Origin of the sequence: Anaerosporobacter mobilis DSM 15930 (assembly GCF_900142955.1) — a bacterium.
GTDB classification, from domain to species: Bacteria; Bacillota; Clostridia; order Lachnospirales; family Lachnospiraceae; genus Anaerosporobacter; species Anaerosporobacter mobilis.
Genome location: NZ_FRCP01000031.1, coordinates 1 through 18,375 on the forward strand (window position 1 = coordinate 1; position 18,375 = coordinate 18,375).

21 protein-coding genes are annotated in these 18,375 nt (G+C 32.6%); 1 reads left to right on the forward strand and 20 read right to left on the reverse strand.

What is annotated here, in order from left to right; genetic code table 11:
• Positions 1-22: 22 nt before the first annotated feature.
• The 19 genes from BUB90_RS22455 to BUB90_RS22555 form a co-directional block, all read right to left on the reverse strand.
• Complete coding sequence (locus BUB90_RS22455; RefSeq protein ID WP_073291801.1) at positions 23-940, reverse strand: BppU family phage baseplate upper protein; 918 nt, start codon at positions 938-940, stop codon at positions 23-25.
• 14 nt (positions 941-954) lie between these two features.
• Complete coding sequence (locus BUB90_RS22460; RefSeq protein ID WP_139241842.1) at positions 955-1,518, reverse strand: hypothetical protein; 564 nt, start codon at positions 1,516-1,518, stop codon at positions 955-957.
• Positions 1,515-2,606, reverse strand: a complete 1,092-nt coding sequence (locus BUB90_RS22465; RefSeq protein ID WP_073291804.1) for a hypothetical protein — start codon at positions 2,604-2,606, stop codon at positions 1,515-1,517. Before BUB90_RS22465 ends, BUB90_RS22460 begins: the two co-directional genes overlap by 4 nt.
• Positions 2,599-4,329 carry a hypothetical protein gene (locus BUB90_RS22470; protein ID WP_073291807.1) on the reverse strand — a complete coding sequence of 577 codons (1,731 nt, stop codon included), beginning with the start codon at positions 4,327-4,329 and terminating at the stop codon, positions 2,599-2,601. Before BUB90_RS22470 ends, BUB90_RS22465 begins: the two co-directional genes overlap by 8 nt.
• A complete protein-coding gene (locus BUB90_RS22475; RefSeq protein ID WP_073291810.1) occupies positions 4,322-6,319 on the reverse strand; it encodes a phage tail tape measure protein in 1,998 nt (665 codons plus the stop codon). Before BUB90_RS22475 ends, BUB90_RS22470 begins: the two co-directional genes overlap by 8 nt.
• A gap of 203 nt (positions 6,320-6,522) precedes the next feature.
• Positions 6,523-6,894 (reverse strand): hypothetical protein, encoded by a 372-nt coding sequence (locus tag BUB90_RS22480; protein ID WP_073291812.1) that lies wholly within the window; start codon positions 6,892-6,894, stop codon positions 6,523-6,525.
• Between the two features lie 17 nt (positions 6,895-6,911).
• Positions 6,912-7,514, reverse strand: a complete 603-nt coding sequence (locus BUB90_RS22485; protein ID WP_073291814.1) for a major tail protein — start codon at positions 7,512-7,514, stop codon at positions 6,912-6,914.
• Position 7,515: 1 nt separating this feature from the next.
• Entirely contained in the window at positions 7,516-7,848 is a 333-nt protein-coding gene (locus BUB90_RS22490; protein ID WP_073291817.1) for a hypothetical protein, read from the reverse strand.
• A complete protein-coding gene (locus tag BUB90_RS22495; RefSeq protein WP_073291819.1) occupies positions 7,838-8,266 on the reverse strand; it encodes an HK97-gp10 family putative phage morphogenesis protein in 429 nt (142 codons plus the stop codon). Before BUB90_RS22495 ends, BUB90_RS22490 begins: the two co-directional genes overlap by 11 nt.
• The gene (locus tag BUB90_RS22500) at positions 8,256-8,570 is read right to left on the reverse strand and encodes a phage head closure protein (protein WP_073291822.1); all 315 of its coding nucleotides are present in this window, start codon (positions 8,568-8,570) and stop codon (positions 8,256-8,258) included. The genes BUB90_RS22495 and BUB90_RS22500 overlap by 11 nt, the downstream gene beginning before the upstream one ends.
• Positions 8,571-8,634: 64 nt before the next feature.
• Positions 8,635-9,723, reverse strand: a complete 1,089-nt coding sequence (locus tag BUB90_RS22505; protein WP_073291825.1) for a phage major capsid protein — start codon at positions 9,721-9,723, stop codon at positions 8,635-8,637.
• Positions 9,724-9,765: 42 nt separating this feature from the next.
• Positions 9,766-10,365, reverse strand: coding sequence for an HK97 family phage prohead protease (locus BUB90_RS22510; RefSeq protein ID WP_073291827.1), 600 nt, complete (start codon positions 10,363-10,365; stop codon positions 9,766-9,768).
• Between the two features lie 14 nt (positions 10,366-10,379).
• Positions 10,380-10,673 carry a head-tail connector protein gene (locus tag BUB90_RS22515; RefSeq protein WP_073291829.1) on the reverse strand — a complete coding sequence of 98 codons (294 nt, stop codon included), beginning with the start codon at positions 10,671-10,673 and terminating at the stop codon, positions 10,380-10,382.
• Entirely contained in the window at positions 10,648-11,919 is a 1,272-nt protein-coding gene (locus BUB90_RS22520; RefSeq protein ID WP_073291832.1) for a phage portal protein, read from the reverse strand. The genes BUB90_RS22515 and BUB90_RS22520 overlap by 26 nt, the downstream gene beginning before the upstream one ends.
• 222 nt (positions 11,920-12,141) lie before the next feature.
• Complete coding sequence (locus tag BUB90_RS22530; RefSeq protein ID WP_073291834.1) at positions 12,142-13,821, reverse strand: terminase large subunit; 1,680 nt, start codon at positions 13,819-13,821, stop codon at positions 12,142-12,144.
• Complete coding sequence (locus tag BUB90_RS22535; protein WP_073291836.1) at positions 13,821-14,288, reverse strand: phage terminase small subunit P27 family; 468 nt, start codon at positions 14,286-14,288, stop codon at positions 13,821-13,823. Before BUB90_RS22535 ends, BUB90_RS22530 begins: the two co-directional genes overlap by 1 nt.
• A gap of 114 nt (positions 14,289-14,402) precedes the next feature.
• On the reverse strand, positions 14,403-14,840 hold the full coding sequence (locus tag BUB90_RS22540; protein WP_073291838.1) for a hypothetical protein: 438 nt from the start codon (positions 14,838-14,840) through the stop codon (positions 14,403-14,405).
• A gap of 561 nt (positions 14,841-15,401) precedes the next feature.
• Positions 15,402-16,238: a tyrosine-type recombinase/integrase gene (locus tag BUB90_RS22550; protein WP_084139435.1), complete on the reverse strand. Its 837-nt coding sequence runs from the start codon at positions 16,236-16,238 to the stop codon at positions 15,402-15,404.
• Between the two features lie 244 nt (positions 16,239-16,482).
• Positions 16,483-16,911, reverse strand: coding sequence for a DUF1492 domain-containing protein (locus BUB90_RS22555; protein ID WP_073291840.1), 429 nt, complete (start codon positions 16,909-16,911; stop codon positions 16,483-16,485).
• A gap of 79 nt (positions 16,912-16,990) precedes the next feature.
• Here BUB90_RS22555 and BUB90_RS22560 point away from each other — a divergent pair, with 79 nt between their 5' ends.
• Positions 16,991-17,287 carry a hypothetical protein gene (locus BUB90_RS22560; protein WP_073291842.1) on the forward strand — a complete coding sequence of 99 codons (297 nt, stop codon included), beginning with the start codon at positions 16,991-16,993 and terminating at the stop codon, positions 17,285-17,287.
• Between the two features lie 22 nt (positions 17,288-17,309).
• Here BUB90_RS22560 and xerA read toward each other — a convergent pair whose 3' ends face one another.
• A complete protein-coding gene (xerA, locus tag BUB90_RS22565; protein WP_073291844.1) occupies positions 17,310-18,311 on the reverse strand; it encodes a site-specific tyrosine recombinase/integron integrase in 1,002 nt (333 codons plus the stop codon).
• Between the last annotated feature and the right edge of the window lie 64 nt (positions 18,312-18,375).

Consider the following 18,375-nt stretch of genomic DNA (forward strand, 5'->3'; position numbering starts at 1 on the left):
TAAATAGCTATTTATTAAACCATTATACTATTGTTCCGTCAACGCTAAACCATGCTCCTATCGAATATAACGATCCAGCAATATAGCTAGAGTGGGTTACTTCAAATATGACAGATCCAACTTCTGTTACAACAATTGTAACTGGTACATTACCATACGTTCTGTCATAAAAACCCAAGCTTCTAGTGACAGTAACAGTTGGTTTTGTGCTATATGTTAATGGGAATGAAAATACACATTCACACTTTCCACTCGTTCTACATGCGCCAATCAAATACACATAAGAATAATTAGCAGAATTAAATTTACTTTTATTTAGTAAATTATTATTTAGTGCATTAATTAAATTGGTGTTAGAATCAATCTTTTCTTTAACTTTTGAAGCAAAACTATTAACTACATTTTCATTTAATTGTCGCGCGTCGGCAGCAAAACCAACCGTTGTTTTATCATATCCATCATAGATATTTAACTCCGCTAATAAAGCATTTTCTACATCCTCTATTGCTTTATTGGCTTGTGCTTGTATATTAGCAACTGCTTGATCGCACCTTTCTATTGCTCTACTTATACTATCACTATAATCTGCACTATCAAATATTTGACCTACTTTATCTCGCATTACATAGATGATAAAACTTGCTGTAGATTCTCTTGCGTTATTTTTGTAAAATTTAAGATCGACTATTACTTTTCCAACACTACACAGTTCATCTGCTGATAGATTATACTTGTATGTACCGTCACCGGACTGCGTAATGTTATATTCTCTTATTGCCCCATCGTTTAGCCTAAATACTATCTTAGCAGTAGTCCCGCTTGTTTCGTAATCCTCTACGGTTATGCTAATAGGTATTCCATAGTCATTTTGTTTAAAATAAAATTGAGTATCTACAGTATTTTTTTGATAAGGAGATACAATTATATTATAGCTTCTCACTACTATCCCCCCCTTTATGTTGTAAAAAAACCAAACGATCTGAGATTGCTTATTATTGTATTAACTTTAGTTATTACTGCTCCCAAATCGGCACTCGTACTCAGACTAGGTACACTTCTTGTATTAATAGGTGTTTGATTATTCATTGCGAATCTGTTAGTCCTTAAAAGCTCAGAATCTAACAATCTAAAAAAATTATAGTAAACTGTTGTATCAACATTAATTACCTCATTACTATTAAACTTAACAACTTTATTTAATAGTAATTGCGATGTTATAATACTTATAATATCATCTTCTGTAGTACCTGGGTCTGGGGCAACGTCATAGGCCACTTTGCCTAATATAATAAATGTACTATCTGTTTTAGCTAACAAAACCATATCGTTTTTTGCAGGTTTATAACTGTACAGATAGCTAAACTTCTTATTGCTTTCTGTTTGCTCACCTACAAACGTTAATTTTGGACTAAATCCATCTTCAAATATACTTGTAACTGTAGCTAGTCTGTAGCAACTATCGTTCTGTTCATACTTAAGTTCGTCCTTCTTTTCTTCTACTGCACTTTCGTACATCATAAACTCACCAACTTTCTACACTTGTGATTCATTTTTCCACCTACTGTAAGCTCTAAATCCCACTCATATTCTATGTAGGTATCATTTATACCTAGTTCCTTATTTTCTATCCTTAAGCAATTCATATATGTGTGGTGTGGCATTGTTGCAGTATCAAAACTGATTTGTTCATATAATGATTGTTCGTCTGCTAACCTTTTGACATATTGCTCTAACGTTGATTGATTTGCAATATCAGATACACTTGCGATATCTACTATATTTCTACCTCTTGATATTGTGCTTAGTTTGCTACTAGGATTATTATTTATCCATGATGCCAGCAAAAAGCCTGTTTCTGGATTTTCCGTATACCTAACAATCGAATTTGGGAGATTAAAAGTATCAATATTTTGACTAGCTCCGCTAAAAATAATACTTTCTTTATCTGTTATATAGCTGTATTCCTCAATTCGGTTTATTGGTGATATATAAACGCTTGATTTAGCTGTTCCATTTTCATCAAACCATAATGGAGTATAATTGATAGCTTTTAACAACGTGTTAATCGCTTCTAGTTTAGATGTTCCTATCTCGAATTCTATATCTACGTTAGTAGTTAATTGTGATACTGTGATATCATGGCTAAATAACTTAGCAGATTCTAGTATACTTATTACCGCTTGCACATAATTAAGGCCCTTAGCTATATAATATCTACTTATGAACTTATCCTCTTTAAGTATCTGTGCAAAGTCATAGCATTCAAGTGTTCGTGTTATACTCGTGCCAGTAGATTGTCTAATAGGAGATGCAATTAAAAAGACCCCTAGAGAGTACTCTACATACCCTGATGGTGTCCTAACTTGCATATAAATCTTTATTCTGGAATTAACGTAATCAATATCTTTAATTTCTTTTATGCTAAGAGTTGAGCAACGCATAATCTCACACTCTGCGTTAAAATTTATGTTCCCAGTTGCACTAATCTCCCCTAGTGCTATATTATTTTTGTCTAGTAGTTCGAAACGATACTTGATAGCTCGATTGGATTTCAGAATTTTATCAATTTGATTATGCGTGTATATACTTTTATCTAATCTATTCATATACGCTTATTTCCTCCTGTTCATCTATTTGAGTTAAAGTAACTGATACGCTATACATTGTATCCATAATAGCGTTTTCACCTGGAACAACATCTATAGAACAAGGGAACATGTTCCCGAAATCGTCCCGGTACATTAATATTGTAAATGAAGAATGGATACTTTGTAATGTATCATAATTATTCTTATCTAGCAAAAAATTTCTAGTTAGCGTTCTCTCAATATGCTCTCCAAATTCACACACTGGATATACCCTGCCTACGTAATTATTTAAAGCTTTCTCAGTGTAAAGTGATTCAGAATAAGGCATATATGTATCGCTACTTAATTCTGCTTTCACTACTTCTATATCATTCTGCAGTATAATTCCTTTTATGCTAACCTGTGCTATCTGTATCTTACTATCTGCATATCCATCTTCATACTTTCTAACAAAATACTTATAAATTTTATTATTTGCAACTTTATAATCTATGAATTCTTTGCTATCATCAAACTTGTATATGGGAATATAATTAACTCCATTATCTTTAGATTTATATAGCATTGACCCTACAGTATCAGTTTTTATGGTAATTGCATTATTACCTTGTGTAACTAACATAATAGGTTGACTAGGATTAGAAAATGTAAATGTGTATATCTTGCTGCCCCATTCACTCCAAAGGCCATACATGTTACATACTCGCAATTTGATCGTATATGTTGTATTTGCAAAGAACATATTAGGCTTATATGTATTGCTACTAGATGCTGATATATTACTGTAAACTAAATTGTTACCTTTATATATTTCTATTTCAAAAGCCACTTGATCCGCACTACTCCATGAAATATTGCTAATGCATTTATTTTCTATAGTAGTTACTATTGGCACTGCAGGAGAATCAATTACAGTAAAACTACCATACGCATAATCAGAAATTTTACCGTCACTATCTGTAGTTCTTACTCTCCACTCTATTACTCCACTATTTAGCGCGTTTGCAGGTAAGCTGTAAAAGTTATCACTGGAATATACGTTTACAGTAGTATATAAACTAATCGAACTAGCTTTATAGCCTATTTCTGCACTTGCCTGTGTTGCTTCTGTCTGACTTTTATAAATCCATTCAAACATAATATTCTTTTTACGATTTTCATATGTTCCGTTTGGACCGACGACTAAAGGTGTCACAGGTTCTACCGCTTCATAAGAAATTGCCAAACTTATACTACTAGCGTTAATTTGTTGTGATTGATAACTTTGGTATCCTTCTAAGATAATAGTCAATATTCCATTGTTGATATTGTTTGCTACAACGCTAGTAATATCGATTTGATTACTATTGTAGTGTTGTTCACCAGAAAAAGATTTAAACTGTGTTTTTGTACCCTGTGAGATCAATGTCGTAAAGTTATTGTGTGTTATAGAATTATATACGTAACCATTTGTTATTGCTGAAGAATAGTACATAGGATAAACTAGTGTTAAATCCGACACTGGAGTTTGTGAACTATCCCATAATGCTTGTATGCTAAAGTTTAATGTAGCACTGTTAACCTTTGAGCCAATTACTATAGAAGGCACATTAAATTGAAGAATTATCTTAGATTCTCCATGTAAACTGAAGCTGCTTCCACAAATTTCAATAGGAGATATATTAGCATAATTCGTAGTTGGTTTCCATGAATTAGTATACGTATATCCTGATGGTAGAAGTGAAGTATTATTACTAGCCATTCGCTTGCACCCCTCTCCTGTTGGTTTGTTTCTTCTGTTCACAAAGCCTTTTTATATCTTCAAGATCCTTTATTGTACTAGCATTTAATGTGACATTATAAATATTAGTCTGACCATTACTTACTTTATCATGAGGTATAATTTTACTACCACTTGGTAATATAACTTCCTCTGGTCCTCCCTCATTAATCCACGTTCTTCCTCCTGGGAAATTATCCGTACCACTTGCATTGTATTGACTAGCTGTGTAGTTAGTTTTTACATTAGCTTCAACATTTTTAACATTGCTCATTTCATTAGCTAGATTTTTTGTTGAATTAGCAGCGTTATCTAACGCTTTTCCAATTGATATTGCGCCACCTATAACAAGTCCTATTACCGCAACTATCGCTGTTATTACTAATAATAAAGGTATCATACTACCTGCTGTTTTTAAAGATGCTCCTCCCAAAATTGCTTCGCTAATACCAAGTGCTATATTGGCTTTTGTCATAGCTGCCTTAATTGCTGTTACTGCTTTAATTGCACCTACTAATAATAATCCTACTGTTATTAATTTTAATATTGGTCCTGGTATATTACTAATTACATTAAATACACCACTTAGAAGATCGATTACAGGGCTCAATGCATCGCCAATCTGTAATAATGTCGTTTGTAAATTAACTAATGAATCCTTAAAATTATTACCTGTCCCTTTAAGGTCATTGAGTGATTCTTCTGTTTTACCACTTGCGTTCTGTATATCACTAAGATCACCTGAAAAACTGTCAGCGCCACTACCAGTCAGTACTAGTACTGTATTAAGAGCTTCTACAGATCCAAATAATTTAGCCATGGTTTCAATGTTTCCATGTGACTTTTTCTGTACATCTTGCAAAAATGCAGCAAATCCTTCGCTTTGTAATGCCGATGCATTGAAATTAATTCCTAGTTTTTTCGCTAGCTCACTGGCTTCTGCAGAAGGTTTAATAATATTACTAATGGCCGCTTTTAAACCCGTTATTGATTCACTCGCACTACCATTTACTTTGGTAAGTGTAGATACAGATGCTAAAACCTCATCTAGTTGCACACCTGCTTCTTTAGCTAAACCTGCTACTTTACCAAATGAATCCCCAAACTCACCTACTGTTGTTTTACCTAAATCTTGTACTTTAAGTAGCTTATCTGATATTGTAACAACTTCGTCCGCACTCATTTGGTAAGAATTCATTATTGTTGTAAGTACATTAACTGCTGTCGCTGTGTCTGTAAAACCAGTTTTAGCAAGATTAGCAGCTGCTAATGTTACTTTTAACGAATCCTCTGTTTTAACGTTTGCAGATATGGCTTCATACAATGCGTCAGAAATATCAGTTGCACTTTTACCTGTCTGTTTCGCAATATCGTATATACCCGCTTTTAGTTTACTCATACTTGTGACTGATTTATCCGCTAATGTATTTACCTTGCTTAACGAGGTATCAAAATCAACATAGGCTTCTGTTGCTTGTTTTATAACATCTAAAGCTTGTTGCACTATGTATAATTGTCCTGCATAGTCAGCAGCACTCGTACTTCCTTTTTGCAAGCTATCGTCAAGTTTATTGTTTGATTCTGTAGCTTCATCTGCACTTGATGTATTACTGTCTAGTTTATCTTTGCAATTTTTTAATTCATTGTTCATCTTTGCAAGCGATACTTGATTATCTAAATATGATTGTTTCAATTTATCTAGCTGTTTGTCTGTCGCTTTTCCACCTGTTGTTGCATTTTCGTATGCTTCTTTAGATGCATTAACTTTCTTGGTCTGCAGTTCTATCTTTTCTGCAAGATGTTGCATATCTAGTTCCAATTGTGTTTGTTCATCGCCGTATGCTTTTGCGTTCTCTTTAGCAAGTTTGAATTCGCTATCTAACTGTTTCATCTTACGATTAATATCTGTTATACTACCATCAAATTGAGCGTAATCCATGCTTAATTTGATGGTCTTATTAAATATCCCCATAAATCACACTCCTATTTGGCTCATGCTTTTTATTTCTCGTACTTGTTGCACATTGTTATTTACATGCGCTGCATCAATCTCAGCTTTAAGCTCATCTGTATATTTTTTAATAACAGAAAATACTTTAGATGGTCTTGAATTGTAATACTCACTTTCTAATCTGTGTAATTTAATACAATAAATATAAAAGAACCAATCCCAGTCTAATTCTTCATCTTCTTTGACTGAAATTGGTTCATTACGTTTTTTGAATTTATTTCCTTTAATTCATCTCCAATCACTCCTACTGATTCAGAAAATTCTTGAATGATTGCAGTTATTGTGCCAATATCCATGTTGGAAACAATAAATCGCGCTCTATCTTGTGCCATATCATCTGCATATTCGCAACTTGATGCATACACTATATTCGCACATATTTCTGGAATGTTTTCACTTGTTTTAATGTCATTAACATTCATTACTTCGCTTAAATGCATAAGAGCTTTAACATCAAATTTCATGTATAATTTATCTCCGCCACTAAATTCAAGTTCTAATTCAGTGGCGGGCTTACACATAATCTTCTTTTTCATATATGAAACCCTCCTTTTTATTCTGTTGCTGCTGTTATTGTAGTTGGTACTGTTGACAAAAATGATTCTGCTAAAGCTTCAGTAAATGTGCTGTTGTTTGTATCACCAATTAACTGAAAATTTTCATCTGATTCTCTCATTACAGCTGTTATCTTTATGCTGTCACTTGCGTATTTAATATCACCTTCTGTTTGTTGCACTGTGTATGAATAAGGCTGCGCTGTGCATTTTAATAACCATACTAACTCACGATTACCTTCTGTCTGATCAATTTCATATCCAAATGCAAATTCAGCCTGTTTGTCATTGTTACCTATTATTAATTCACCATTTGCAGTAAACTTATGTCCAAATAAATCAGCTCTTACGTCAACTTGCGCCTTGTTTACATCTGTTGTTATTTCATAACCAGTGATTTTAGATTGTGATTTCTTTTTAGATCCATTACCATAACAGTCACCTGTTGCCACAGTAGGTGTAATTTGTATTTGTCTTGCATCTGCAAATGGTTTAATATCTCCATATGTAGTTTCAGTTTTCGTATCAGTTAATAATTTAGCATATACAAGTCTTTTAACATTCATACGATATGAATTCTCTATTGTACCTAAACCAGGCATATTAACCCTCTCTTTCTTGTACTACAAATTGAAAAGTAGCACGATAAAATTTGTTAGTAGTGTCAAAATATGAATCAATAGTTGGATAAACAAATTTATCCTTTAGAACATTTTTTAGTATATTTCTAGCATTTTTAAAGTCAGTTTCTTTAAGATAATACAAATCAATCTGTACTGAGTGATTTGAATATTCACACTTTCCATTTCCAAACACATTACCTGTCTCTAAATAGCTATAATCAAAAATAAAACACGGAATAGATAGCGTCTTTGATGGCTTACATTCCGTGACATTAAGGGTATTCAGTATTAAATTTCTTATTTCATTTTCCATCTGTTTTCACTATCCTTTCAATTAATTTATCTGCTTCTGAATCTACTTCTGATTGACTATCATTAATTGATTTTTCAACAAAATGTGTCGCTTGTACAAGCACTGTACCTTCTTTGTTAATTGCACCATCATTTAAAAATCTCCATTTGTGGCCTGTTTTCTTACCACCTTGTACACGAACATACAATCTTCCGTTTTTATCTTTCTTTACAACTGCTTGTATATCGTCTTGCATATGTGTATAGTCTGCTTTTTTAATACCAGATCGCCATGTCATGTTTTTTCTTACAGCTCTGCTTATTATTTCACCTACTGATTTTAAAAACGATCTTTCTTCTTTCTCACACATATTCTTCATAGCTTTTAACATATCATTTATATCTGCACTAAGGTTTGCATCATCAAGATTAATTTTCATTATTACTCACCATGTATGAACGCTTAATTGCCATGATTTCAATATATTCATGAGAAAAATTATAGTCATTTGAGTATTGTATATCGTAAATAAAACCATTAAATTTAATAGTCATATCATTGTAAAACTGCTTTTTTGTATATCTAATTAAAAACCGTGTAGTTGTTTGCTGGAACTGTATATTGTTTTTTGCAATCTCGGTTCCTGATAATTGATTAACCGCTGCCCAACATCTATGATAGATTTCTTTATCATTTGTAAGTATTTCTATGCGCTTATTTAAAGTACCGATATCTACTTTCACATCATCACCTTTCCTTTAATAAAAGGGCATGACACTAGTCCATGCCCTTGATATGTAGGCTATATTAAAATTCAATTTTCTTAATGGATCTAGAAGAACCCTTAACAGGAATAAATCTTTCTAAGATACGTACTTTTACAGTATCGTCTTTAAAACCTGCTTCTGTACTTCTAGCAACTGTGATACCTTTTCTTTCGCAGTATTTAACCGCTTCATTCATATTTGCAACATAAGCAATGTATGTCTTTTCAGCAGTTACTACTGGAAGTAATGTGTCTTCTACACAAACAATAGGTTTTCCGTGGAAATATTCAACACCGTTGATCTCTGTAATCAAGTTTAAAGGTCTCTTTTGTGAATCTTTCTTATTCTTTAAATAAGCGTAAGTAGTAACATTTGTTAAAGTTACCAAACCATATTTTACTGAAGGCAAAGAAGTATCAATTGCAGTCTCGATTCCATCATAATCAGTTGTGCCTGTTATCTCTGTTGCGTTGTCTTTGATTACTTTTAAAATTTTAGTGTTTTCTTTTGCAGTAGCAATGTTAGCAAAGTTCTTTTTCACTAATGATTCAATTTCTACTTCTGCATCATCAACTAGCTCACTAGATAAGCTTTGAATAAGTCCTACTTTAGCACACTTAAACGGTACATCTGTAGTAACAAGTGTTCCATCTACAATGTCTTCTCCTTCTGCTACTTCTGCCATTTCGTTTTGGTCTAAATCAACAACTGGAATAGTTCCTTCATTCTTTGTAACAGGAATTACATCACATAATCCTTTCAAAGAACCAAAACCTTTCTGAATTTCAATTACCTTATTTACAAACTCCTTTGGTAAAACAGCTGCATTATCTGTAGATGTAATAGTAGCTCTCTCTTCTACTGTAGTTTCTTTCCCCATTATGCTTTTTACGATTGCTCTAAATTCGTTAATTTGTTCCACTTTTTTCTCCTCGCCCTTCTTTGACTTTTGATATTCAAGATCTCTTTTTTCCTCTTCTTCTAATTCCTCAGCAGCTTTGATTAATTTCTCTAGCTCTCTCTTCTCTTTTACTGCTTTCTCTGCTTCATCAGCTTTCTTTTCTTCTAAAAAACTTCTAATTTCTACCTTCTTAGCTTCTAATGCTTCTGTTAATTCTTTTAATTTCATATTTTGTCACCATTCTTTCTATTTTTTTGTATAAAAAAAGAACTATATTTCAAGTTCTAATTTTAATAATTTTAGTTTGTTTTCTAGATCTTCTCTCATTTCATCATCGTTTTTGCCTTCGACTGTTACATATTCGACTACATCTTTCATGTAACGTTGCTCGATATTTACATCTTCATTGTCTCTAGATTCTACCGATGTTCCATAATAGGCAGGTGTTCTTGTGTCGTCTAGCAAAGATACTTCTAGCAAGTCAATTTCGTCTAGATATCGCCTTTCTGTACCATCATCTGCTTTACCCCATGATTGTTTCTCTTTAATAAATCCAAATGACCAACCATTTAACTTTTTATTCTTTGCCTTTTCAATTACATCCGCATCAGTTGTATGTAGTTCAGCATATAATCCTATGTTATCTTCTTGCAGTCTTAAATTATCTTTCGTAGAACCTATTTTTCTGTTCTTATCATGGTTAAGCAGCGCAGGTATATCTTCTCTTTTTTCAATAGCGTTTTTCCATGTACCGCTTCTGATTTGTTCTACGAACTCGCCTTGTGGAGTTGATATTTTACGACTATCTCTTTCTACCGCATTAACATAACCTTTGATAAGTACACTATCTTCTCTAAGTTCTATTTGCATTTCATCACCCCTTTCTAAGTTTCTGTATAGTAATTAGACAGCTTATCTAAAATACTTTGAGTTATTTTATCTTGCTTTGTATTATTAGCTATTTCTGTTCCCCTCTGGTCGTACATATCAGCAATTAATTTCTTTTGTAGCAATGTGGCTAATTTCACTGCTTTTTCATCAGTTTGATATGCTGTTCCAACGCAAGATTCAATATATATTTGCGATGTATCTAATAGCTCAGTAATATAATCCTTGTCGTAATCGCTATCTACTTTTAGATACTCTTGTGCATCAGCTAATGTTAGTTCCACTATCATCACCTACTTCCTTAATTGCTTCATCAACTTCACTCTTCGCTGTATTTTTTGTGTATGAAGTCTCATTATTCATTAACTGCTCTAGTGTTACTTGACCACTAGGGAATGTCGTTACGTCTTTATCTAGCTTTTCTACTCCTAGTATTTCTTTCGCCTTATTTAAACTATAGACACCGTCGTTAACGTATGTAGAAATCACCTGTGCTTGTGTAAGTGCATCAAGCCTTAACATAACATTAGTATTCGCTCGTATTTTAAAACCTTTCTTGCGGTCTGTCTCAGTGAGTAGTTTCCAATCTCCCTCTTGTTCAATTTGCGTAAAGATAACTTGCAAGGTATCTGTTAAGAATGATAGATTGTCTTGTTCATCTGACTTAGCATTATCTACCGTTTCTCCTAGTTTAGATAATGGTACTCCCATTGAACCTGCTATATCCTTTTTAGACATTCCTCTTAATTCTGCAAACTGCGCATCTGATAAGGAAAGATTTAACGATGATACGCTATATCCAGCAGGTACAGTAAAAATTCTATTATTATTACTGTATATTCTCCCAAACTTATCTTGTATTTTCTTTAACTCGCCTTCTTCTTTTATATCCGATGTAAGTTGCACTACTATTTTATTAGTAAGTCCATTTTGAAATAGTTTATTTAGATATCCTTGGCTTTTTATACTTGTGTCCAAAGATTCTTTTAGCATACTTCTAGTAGCTTTCGAGTTCACTCCATCAAGTGTGAAATCTCTTAGAACCATAATGTTGTTTTCTAAACAGCTTCCATACTCTCCATTAGCTCCCTCATAATCATAAAGAATTTTATTATTCTTAGTTGAGTTGATTAAACCCGCATCATCAATCGTGATATTGGTTATACGAACAGGATATAATGCTTTAACTTTCCCGCCTTTCCTGTCTATCAACAATCCTGCTATGCCATAATGCCTAGATAATACAACTAGCGTTTTAAATGTATCTATAGCACTCATACTTGGATTAGGTCTAAGTCTTAACAAATCGTACAGATAATGATCTGTTGCAACACTTTCACCCTTATCTGTCTCTTTCCTTACCTGGAATGGGCATTTTGCAACACTTTCGGATATGATTTTTAAGCAGCTAAAATATGTGCTTTCGTTTAATCCACTGTTTGCACCTACCGAATTATCATATCCATTTTCAAAACTGTATAGATTTTCCCAATCGTTTGCCGTTGTATCTCTTTTTTCTATCTTGTCCCAAAACATTTATGTTCTCCTTTCGTATATCTATTTTGATACGAAATAGCTTGTTATTAATAAAAATGCTGATAGTATATACATGGCTACATATTTATTCAATGAAAATGTGGTACCGAAAATAATTAAGAAAGATGCTATTGTTAGTATGTCTGCCTTTACTAATTTATCTGCAAGCTTCTTTTTTACCTCTACCTTTATCTTATTTAATAATTTAATTTCAATCACCCCTTACCAGTCCATAGAATCTAATATATCAATAGCACTGTAGTTATTACCATCATCTATTAATTCGGTGTAACAGAATATTAATACAACAACCATATCAATTCTTTGTTTGTTTTTATTTTCTTTGTTAAGCATTTCATCATCTGCTTTACCTTTAGATGTAGTAGCATTTCTCATATTCCAATCAAGCAATTCGTTCTTTTTGTACAATACAAGACCATCATATATTTTCTTTCTAAATTCCTTTGTAGCAGGTGATAAGTTAGTATAAGTTTGCTTTAATAGCACTACATCATAGTCATTACCTAATCTACCCATCATTTCCTTAGCATTCATAGGATCTGTTACAATAGCCTTTATTTTGCAATTATGTACTTTCTCAATACTTCTTACATACTCTTCTACTTTTTCATAATCAACTGTCATTCCATCATGGATATCGCAATAGTCTAGTCGTTCATATGCTACATAATCTATATCTTCTCTTCTGGTCTTAAGACTTTCACGAGGTAAGAACCCATGAGAGTTGCAATATATCTTATTATTTTTCTTATACATTATTCCTACTGCGGTTAAATCTGTTGTAACTGATAAATCTATTCCAACTATTACTTCTTCACCATCGAAATCAACCTTATCAACTCGACATTTTTTCCAATAATCTATATTAATATACTTATTCATTTCGTTTGTTTCGAGGAATATATTAAAATTTTTCGTAAATAATTCTTCTTGTTCTGATGTTTTTATTTTGGCTGTTTCTCTATCATTTCGTATCTCTTGATAGTTTTCTTCAATCCTTAGTGGATTTGCTTTGTACAGTCCTTCTTCTGTCCACGCTTCCTCTCGTGTGCAATAGTAAATCAAAGAGAATATCCTAGGATTGCTTATCGTTCCGTCTAGCACTGCTCTATCGTATTCTAATTCTTCTAACATGACTGAATCTGATTCTGCATATGCTGTTGTAGTCTTTGCCATGATAGGATTCTTAACACTTAATTGTCCTTTTCTCATGGCTTGTATATTATCATTAGTAGTGAATGCTCCGACTTCATCACAGCATACACAAGCAGGTCTGATTGAGTTGTTCTTATTTGCCTTGCTTGTACGTGGTAAATAGAAGCTATTAGTTAGTTTACATTTTATTTTGCCTATATCTGATTCAGATACGAAAAAGTGTTTTGCTATAACTGGACTTGCTTCAATTATCTGCGCCATAGCCTTTCTAAGTTCTCTTGCTAGATCCCTATCTATACATATTGAATAGAACTCGCTATATTTTTGTTCTGTTAGCATTAGTAATATAAATATTACTGCAACTATAAATGTCTTTGCATTTTTTCTAGGTATAAACAGTACGATATCCCTATATCTAAATTTATTTAGGTCATTTTTGTATCTCCAACCAAATAAAGCACATAAAAATAAGGCTTGAAATCCAACAAGCCCATCTAATACATTTTTTCCTGCTACGAATCCAGTAGCATAATTTAATAATTTGAGTAGATCATTAATAACTTTTAGCTTTTTTTTACTAAAGCAGAACTCAAAATTATCATCATATTGGTTTATATTATAATCATTAAGGAAGATTTCACATTGTTTTTTTACCTCATCTGTAGTTATTTCTTCTCCATTTACTACATCATTGCAATATTTAAGAGCCTTTTCTATTAAAATCACTAATCATCATCGCCCTTTAGTATTTTAAGTAATTGATCTTCCTGATTATCTTTATCATTAATAACTAATACTGCAAGGCTCGCTCTATCTTTAGGACTTAAACCTAGTTTAGCAGAGAATTTCTCGAATATCTTAGAATACTTTTCATACGTTCTAACTGCTTGATTCTCTGTCCCATCTTCATCGAACAAACCATCTTTATTTAATTTAATTTGGCACTTTTGCATTCTGTCTAAAGATTCCGCTACTATACCAACAACAAATGTATCTCCACCGCTCAGAAATCCATTAGGTAGTAAAGATATAATGTGCTTATATAACTTCTTCCCATTTGCAGATAATTCTTTTGGCGGCTTAACATCAATCGTGGTATTTCCCTTTAATTTTTCTTCCGTTTCTTGACGTTCTCTTATTTCCTCATTACTGATATGTCCTGTTGCTAGTGCAATCGGTTTTATGTTTGGCATACTTTCTTCACCTACCTTTCTGAAAAGTTTTGAAAATGGGGAAATTTACGACTGAGAGGCTGATGTCGGTATTATTTATATATAAAAACTTTTTACCTACTCCCCCGGTAGCATTTAGTAATACTCCGTCTCAAATCTGTCTAGTATATCCATCAATGCATCTTGCATCTTTTTCTTTTCCCTCTGTCCTCTATTCATGTATGCATGTACCTTATTGTGATTAGCTTGTGTTACTCCAATTATGTTATATATGTCTAGCCTATCTTCTTTACTGTCTCTTACCTCTATCACATGGTGATATAGGTCTGCTTGTACTATGTTGCCTTTACTCCACTCGATTAGATCTAGGTTAAACTGATGTGCTGCTACTGTGTTCCTGCATCGTTCCCATTCATCTGAATGATAGAAGTCTACTCTCTCTTTCTCTTCTTCATTCTCTATCCTACGTCTCTGATAGTCTCTGTAGTTATCTAATCTTTTCTTATGTTCACATTGGCATAGCTCATACTGTGGTACTTTACTTCCGCACACAGTACATAATCTATATATCATAACATACCTTTCTTTAGCATATAATCATTTCTTGTAGTTTATCTATAAGCTATCTCTATATTCTTGCAACTGTCTTAAATAAACTCTATTTCTTGTTAACCTTATGCAACTGTCTATAAACCTTACATCATGCGACTTAGGTATCTTATGTTTATCTACTGTCATTTTTATCGCTACCGCAACACGTTGACTTCTACAATGCGTATGCAGTTCGAAGTTGTCTGGATTATATATTATCCATTCTTCTTTAACTCTTGACTTCTTAATCCTAAGCAAAAAAGATCACCTGCCATTTCGCATAATAAAAGATAGCACATACGTCCTATTACTACGCACATGCTATCTTGTTTATAAGGTTATATACACCAATCGAGACGGAATAGTTATATTTCTATAACGCACCGTCTCTTTAATCACTGTGTTATGTAATTGGTTAAGGAGGTTTCAACTAATGGAAGAAATCCACAAAGCCAAAACATATAGCTCATGTATTGTTACACTTGCTATAATACAACTATAGCAGATAACAAAATATCATTCAATATCTTTTACTATCATCTTTTAAAATTTAATTTGTTCCAAATGTTTTCTCTTTTCCTCGCTTGTAGTTCTTGTATATATCCGTGTAGTTTCTAGCTGATTATGTCCAAGTATATCTGCAAGTTCTGTTATGTTTCCTGGGTGCTCTTCTAAAAACATCTTAGCAAACAAATGCCTAAAGGAATGTGCATGAACCTTGTCCTTATTCACTCGAGCTTTTCCTGCTATTCGTTTAAGCTGTCTCCAAATCGTGCTATCGTTTATCATCTTTCCTTTTGTCTTCCCTGGAAATAGATAGCCAGTTGTAATATGATTCTTCTTAGCATATCTTTTCAACTCTCTGTAAAGGTCCTGTCTAATAACAATAACCCTTTCTTTCCCTTTATTGGATACATCAATATACTTTGTTTCAAGATTCTCTACAGTAAAATATTTCAGTTCTCCAATTCTAATTCCTGTCTTTGCAAGGATCATCATTATGTAATACATATCCATTCTATCAAATTGTTTTGCATACCTCATTAATCTCTTATAATCAGATATACTAATCACACTTTCTAGACATGATCTTCTTTGCTGCTTAACTTGCTTTACAGTTAGATTGCTCAATCCACAATATTTCAAAAATTTGTTCACAGATACAATATAACTATTATTAGTAGCTGTTTTATATCCCAACTCAATCAGCTGTTTCTTAAATTCAATAATATCTTCTTTGGTGATTTCCTTTTCTGGAAGAATTTCAATAAACGATTCTATATTGGTCTTATATTTCTTTAGTGTATTCTTTGCCTTTTCTTCTAATTGTAGATCAAGTAACATTTCTTCCAACTTAGATTTCATTTCATTTTTATTCACTTTTACTCCTTTCCTCGTGTATAGATAAGTCTAATATTATATTGCATACTTCTCGCTACGCTTTAAGCTACATTTTATCTATACTTGACTATGTTTTTACGTTACAAATACTTTTTGATATTTTTGATAGTTTTTATTTTCATCTTTTGTTAATATTTATACATATAATGCATAAAAAAAGAGAACACCGTTAGGCATTCTCTTTGCATTTTGTTATACTTGCAATATAACACATATATCATTATCATTCAATATCATCTTTAGGTATCTTATAATTAGTTACAGCTTTTTTTAGATATCTATTAATTTGTGAAGCACTGTATCTTCTCTTTTCTACAATATCAGGTATACTTATATTGTTTATATACACATCTCGTAAAAATGCTTTTTCTAGTGGATTTTGTATACTATCAATGCTTTTAATGATAGTCCACTTCTCTTTAATTAATCTAGCCTTTTCATCTAATAGTATCTTCCTTCTATTCTCTAGTTCTATCATTCTATCACTTAGATCCGTTTTTTTATTATTCTTTGGCATATCCGTGTATACCATTGCTTTAATTCCTCTTATCTCTTTAATAAGTTCAATGATTTCCTCTTTATTGATATCTAACTCATACGTTATCATACTATAACTTTTTAAATATTTTCTTTTTTCTTCTAAGCTATTCATAGTCCTTCTCCTTTCAAAATATTCCATTTGCACAGAACATTTGTTCGTGATATAATCTCCCGTAGGAGGTTGATATGCTATGCCATTTATTTGTACTGATCCATTTGCTACTGATACACTTGATGTATCCCAGAATACCGCTATACCTGTAATTTGCTCTTATAACTCGCAAGGTGAGTGTAAACCATTGTGTTTCCGATACACATACGAGAATGGAGACACCGAAAAAGTGAGTATAGATCGTATAGAGTACTCAAAGCCTAATAGCGTATTCGGCACTATATATCGTTGCCTTGTCACTGTAGCAGGTTCACAACGCTATGTGTCCTTATATTACCATGACAAAACTCGTACCTGGTCACTCCGTAACTCATAGGAGTGGCCTTTATGCATATCGTCTATGCGCATCTCATGTGTTCTCTTCTAATTTCTACTTGATTTACAGACGCATAATGCTTTTCTGTTGTAGCGATATTGGCATGTCCTAATAATTCTTTAATTATTACAATATCGCAGCCTGCGTTGTATAGATTGGTTGCAAAAGTCTTTCTAAATAAATGGACCGTTACATGCTTAGTAACACCAGCTCTTTCCGCAATGTTTTGTAATTCTTTTTGGACCCTTTGAGTATTAATTCTCTTATTCTCTCGTGTAGAAATAAATAATGCTTCGCTATCATCTTCTCTACTATTCAGATAATCTAATAAATGTTTCTTAGCATTTTCATTAAGATATCCTGTTCTATACGCTCTTGTCTTTGTAGCGTAAATGTTAACCTCTTCTTTAGTAAAATCAACATCTTTTATGTTTAAAGAAGTCAATTCCGATACTCTAACACCCGTACTCAATAGAAAATCTAATAACGCTGTTTCCCTTAGTGTCTTGCATGCATCTCTCATATTAACTATTTCTTCTTTTGTTAAAAACTCTTTCTTTTTAGTTTGTTGCTTAATTGCCTTTATGGGCCGTACAGGATTCTTTTCAATATATTCTTCATCTGATGCCCACGTAAAGAATGCACTTAAAAATCTCTTTATATTGGCTAATGTATTTTGTGATACATTTCTTGTTTGTTGATACATCGCTAGGTAATACTTGATATCGTTTGTTGTAATATCTTTATAATTCTTGTTCATGTAACATAACATATTCCTTGTCGCTTTCACATACTGTTCAATACTCTTTGGAGATAAGTTTTCAAGCCTTTTATTAGCAACAAAAAGCTTTATGATATAATCATTATCATCTACATATGTACTTAGCTCAGTATTTTCTTCTTCTATCCTGCACTTTCTCAATTTTATTCTTAGTACATTCTCTAGCATTTGTAACTCATTGGATCCTAACTTCATGCTCATATCAAAAAGTATCTCTTTAATCATTGTCTCCTTATTATCCATTATTTTTCCTCCCCTTGTTGTGTTTTAGTTATTAAGCAGAACCCATACTCCCCTTATCAGTTCT

Coding starts and splice junctions, on each gene's coding strand:
- BUB90_RS22460 (WP_139241842.1), bottom strand. CDS start 1,518: ATGATGTACGAAAGTGCAGTAGAAGAAAAGAAGGACGAACTTAAGTAT.
- BUB90_RS22465 (WP_073291804.1), bottom strand. CDS start 2,606: ATGAATAGATTAGATAAAAGTATATACACGCATAATCAAATTGATAAA.
- BUB90_RS22470 (WP_073291807.1), bottom strand. CDS start 4,329: ATGGCTAGTAATAATACTTCACTTCTACCATCAGGATATACGTATACT.
- BUB90_RS22475 (WP_073291810.1), bottom strand. CDS start 6,319: ATGGGGATATTTAATAAGACCATCAAATTAAGCATGGATTACGCTCAA.
- BUB90_RS22480 (WP_073291812.1), bottom strand. CDS start 6,894: ATGAAAAAGAAGATTATGTGTAAGCCCGCCACTGAATTAGAACTTGAA.
- BUB90_RS22485 (WP_073291814.1), bottom strand. CDS start 7,514: ATGCCTGGTTTAGGTACAATAGAGAATTCATATCGTATGAATGTTAAA.
- BUB90_RS22490 (WP_073291817.1), bottom strand. CDS start 7,848: ATGGAAAATGAAATAAGAAATTTAATACTGAATACCCTTAATGTCACG.
- BUB90_RS22495 (WP_073291819.1), bottom strand. CDS start 8,266: ATGAAAATTAATCTTGATGATGCAAACCTTAGTGCAGATATAAATGAT.
- BUB90_RS22505 (WP_073291825.1), bottom strand. CDS start 9,723: ATGAAATTAAAAGAATTAACAGAAGCATTAGAAGCTAAGAAGGTAGAA.
- BUB90_RS22510 (WP_073291827.1), bottom strand. CDS start 10,365: ATGCAAATAGAACTTAGAGAAGATAGTGTACTTATCAAAGGTTATGTT.
- BUB90_RS22515 (WP_073291829.1), bottom strand. CDS start 10,673: ATGATAGTGGAACTAACATTAGCTGATGCACAAGAGTATCTAAAAGTA.
- BUB90_RS22520 (WP_073291832.1), bottom strand. CDS start 11,919: ATGTTTTGGGACAAGATAGAAAAAAGAGATACAACGGCAAACGATTGG.
- BUB90_RS22535 (WP_073291836.1), bottom strand. CDS start 14,288: ATGCCAAACATAAAACCGATTGCACTAGCAACAGGACATATCAGTAAT.
- BUB90_RS22540 (WP_073291838.1), bottom strand. CDS start 14,840: ATGATATATAGATTATGTACTGTGTGCGGAAGTAAAGTACCACAGTAT.
- BUB90_RS22555 (WP_073291840.1), bottom strand. CDS start 16,911: ATGAATAGCTTAGAAGAAAAAAGAAAATATTTAAAAAGTTATAGTATG.
- BUB90_RS22560 (WP_073291842.1), top strand. CDS start 16,991: ATGCCATTTATTTGTACTGATCCATTTGCTACTGATACACTTGATGTA.
- xerA (WP_073291844.1), bottom strand. CDS start 18,311: ATGGATAATAAGGAGACAATGATTAAAGAGATACTTTTTGATATGAGC.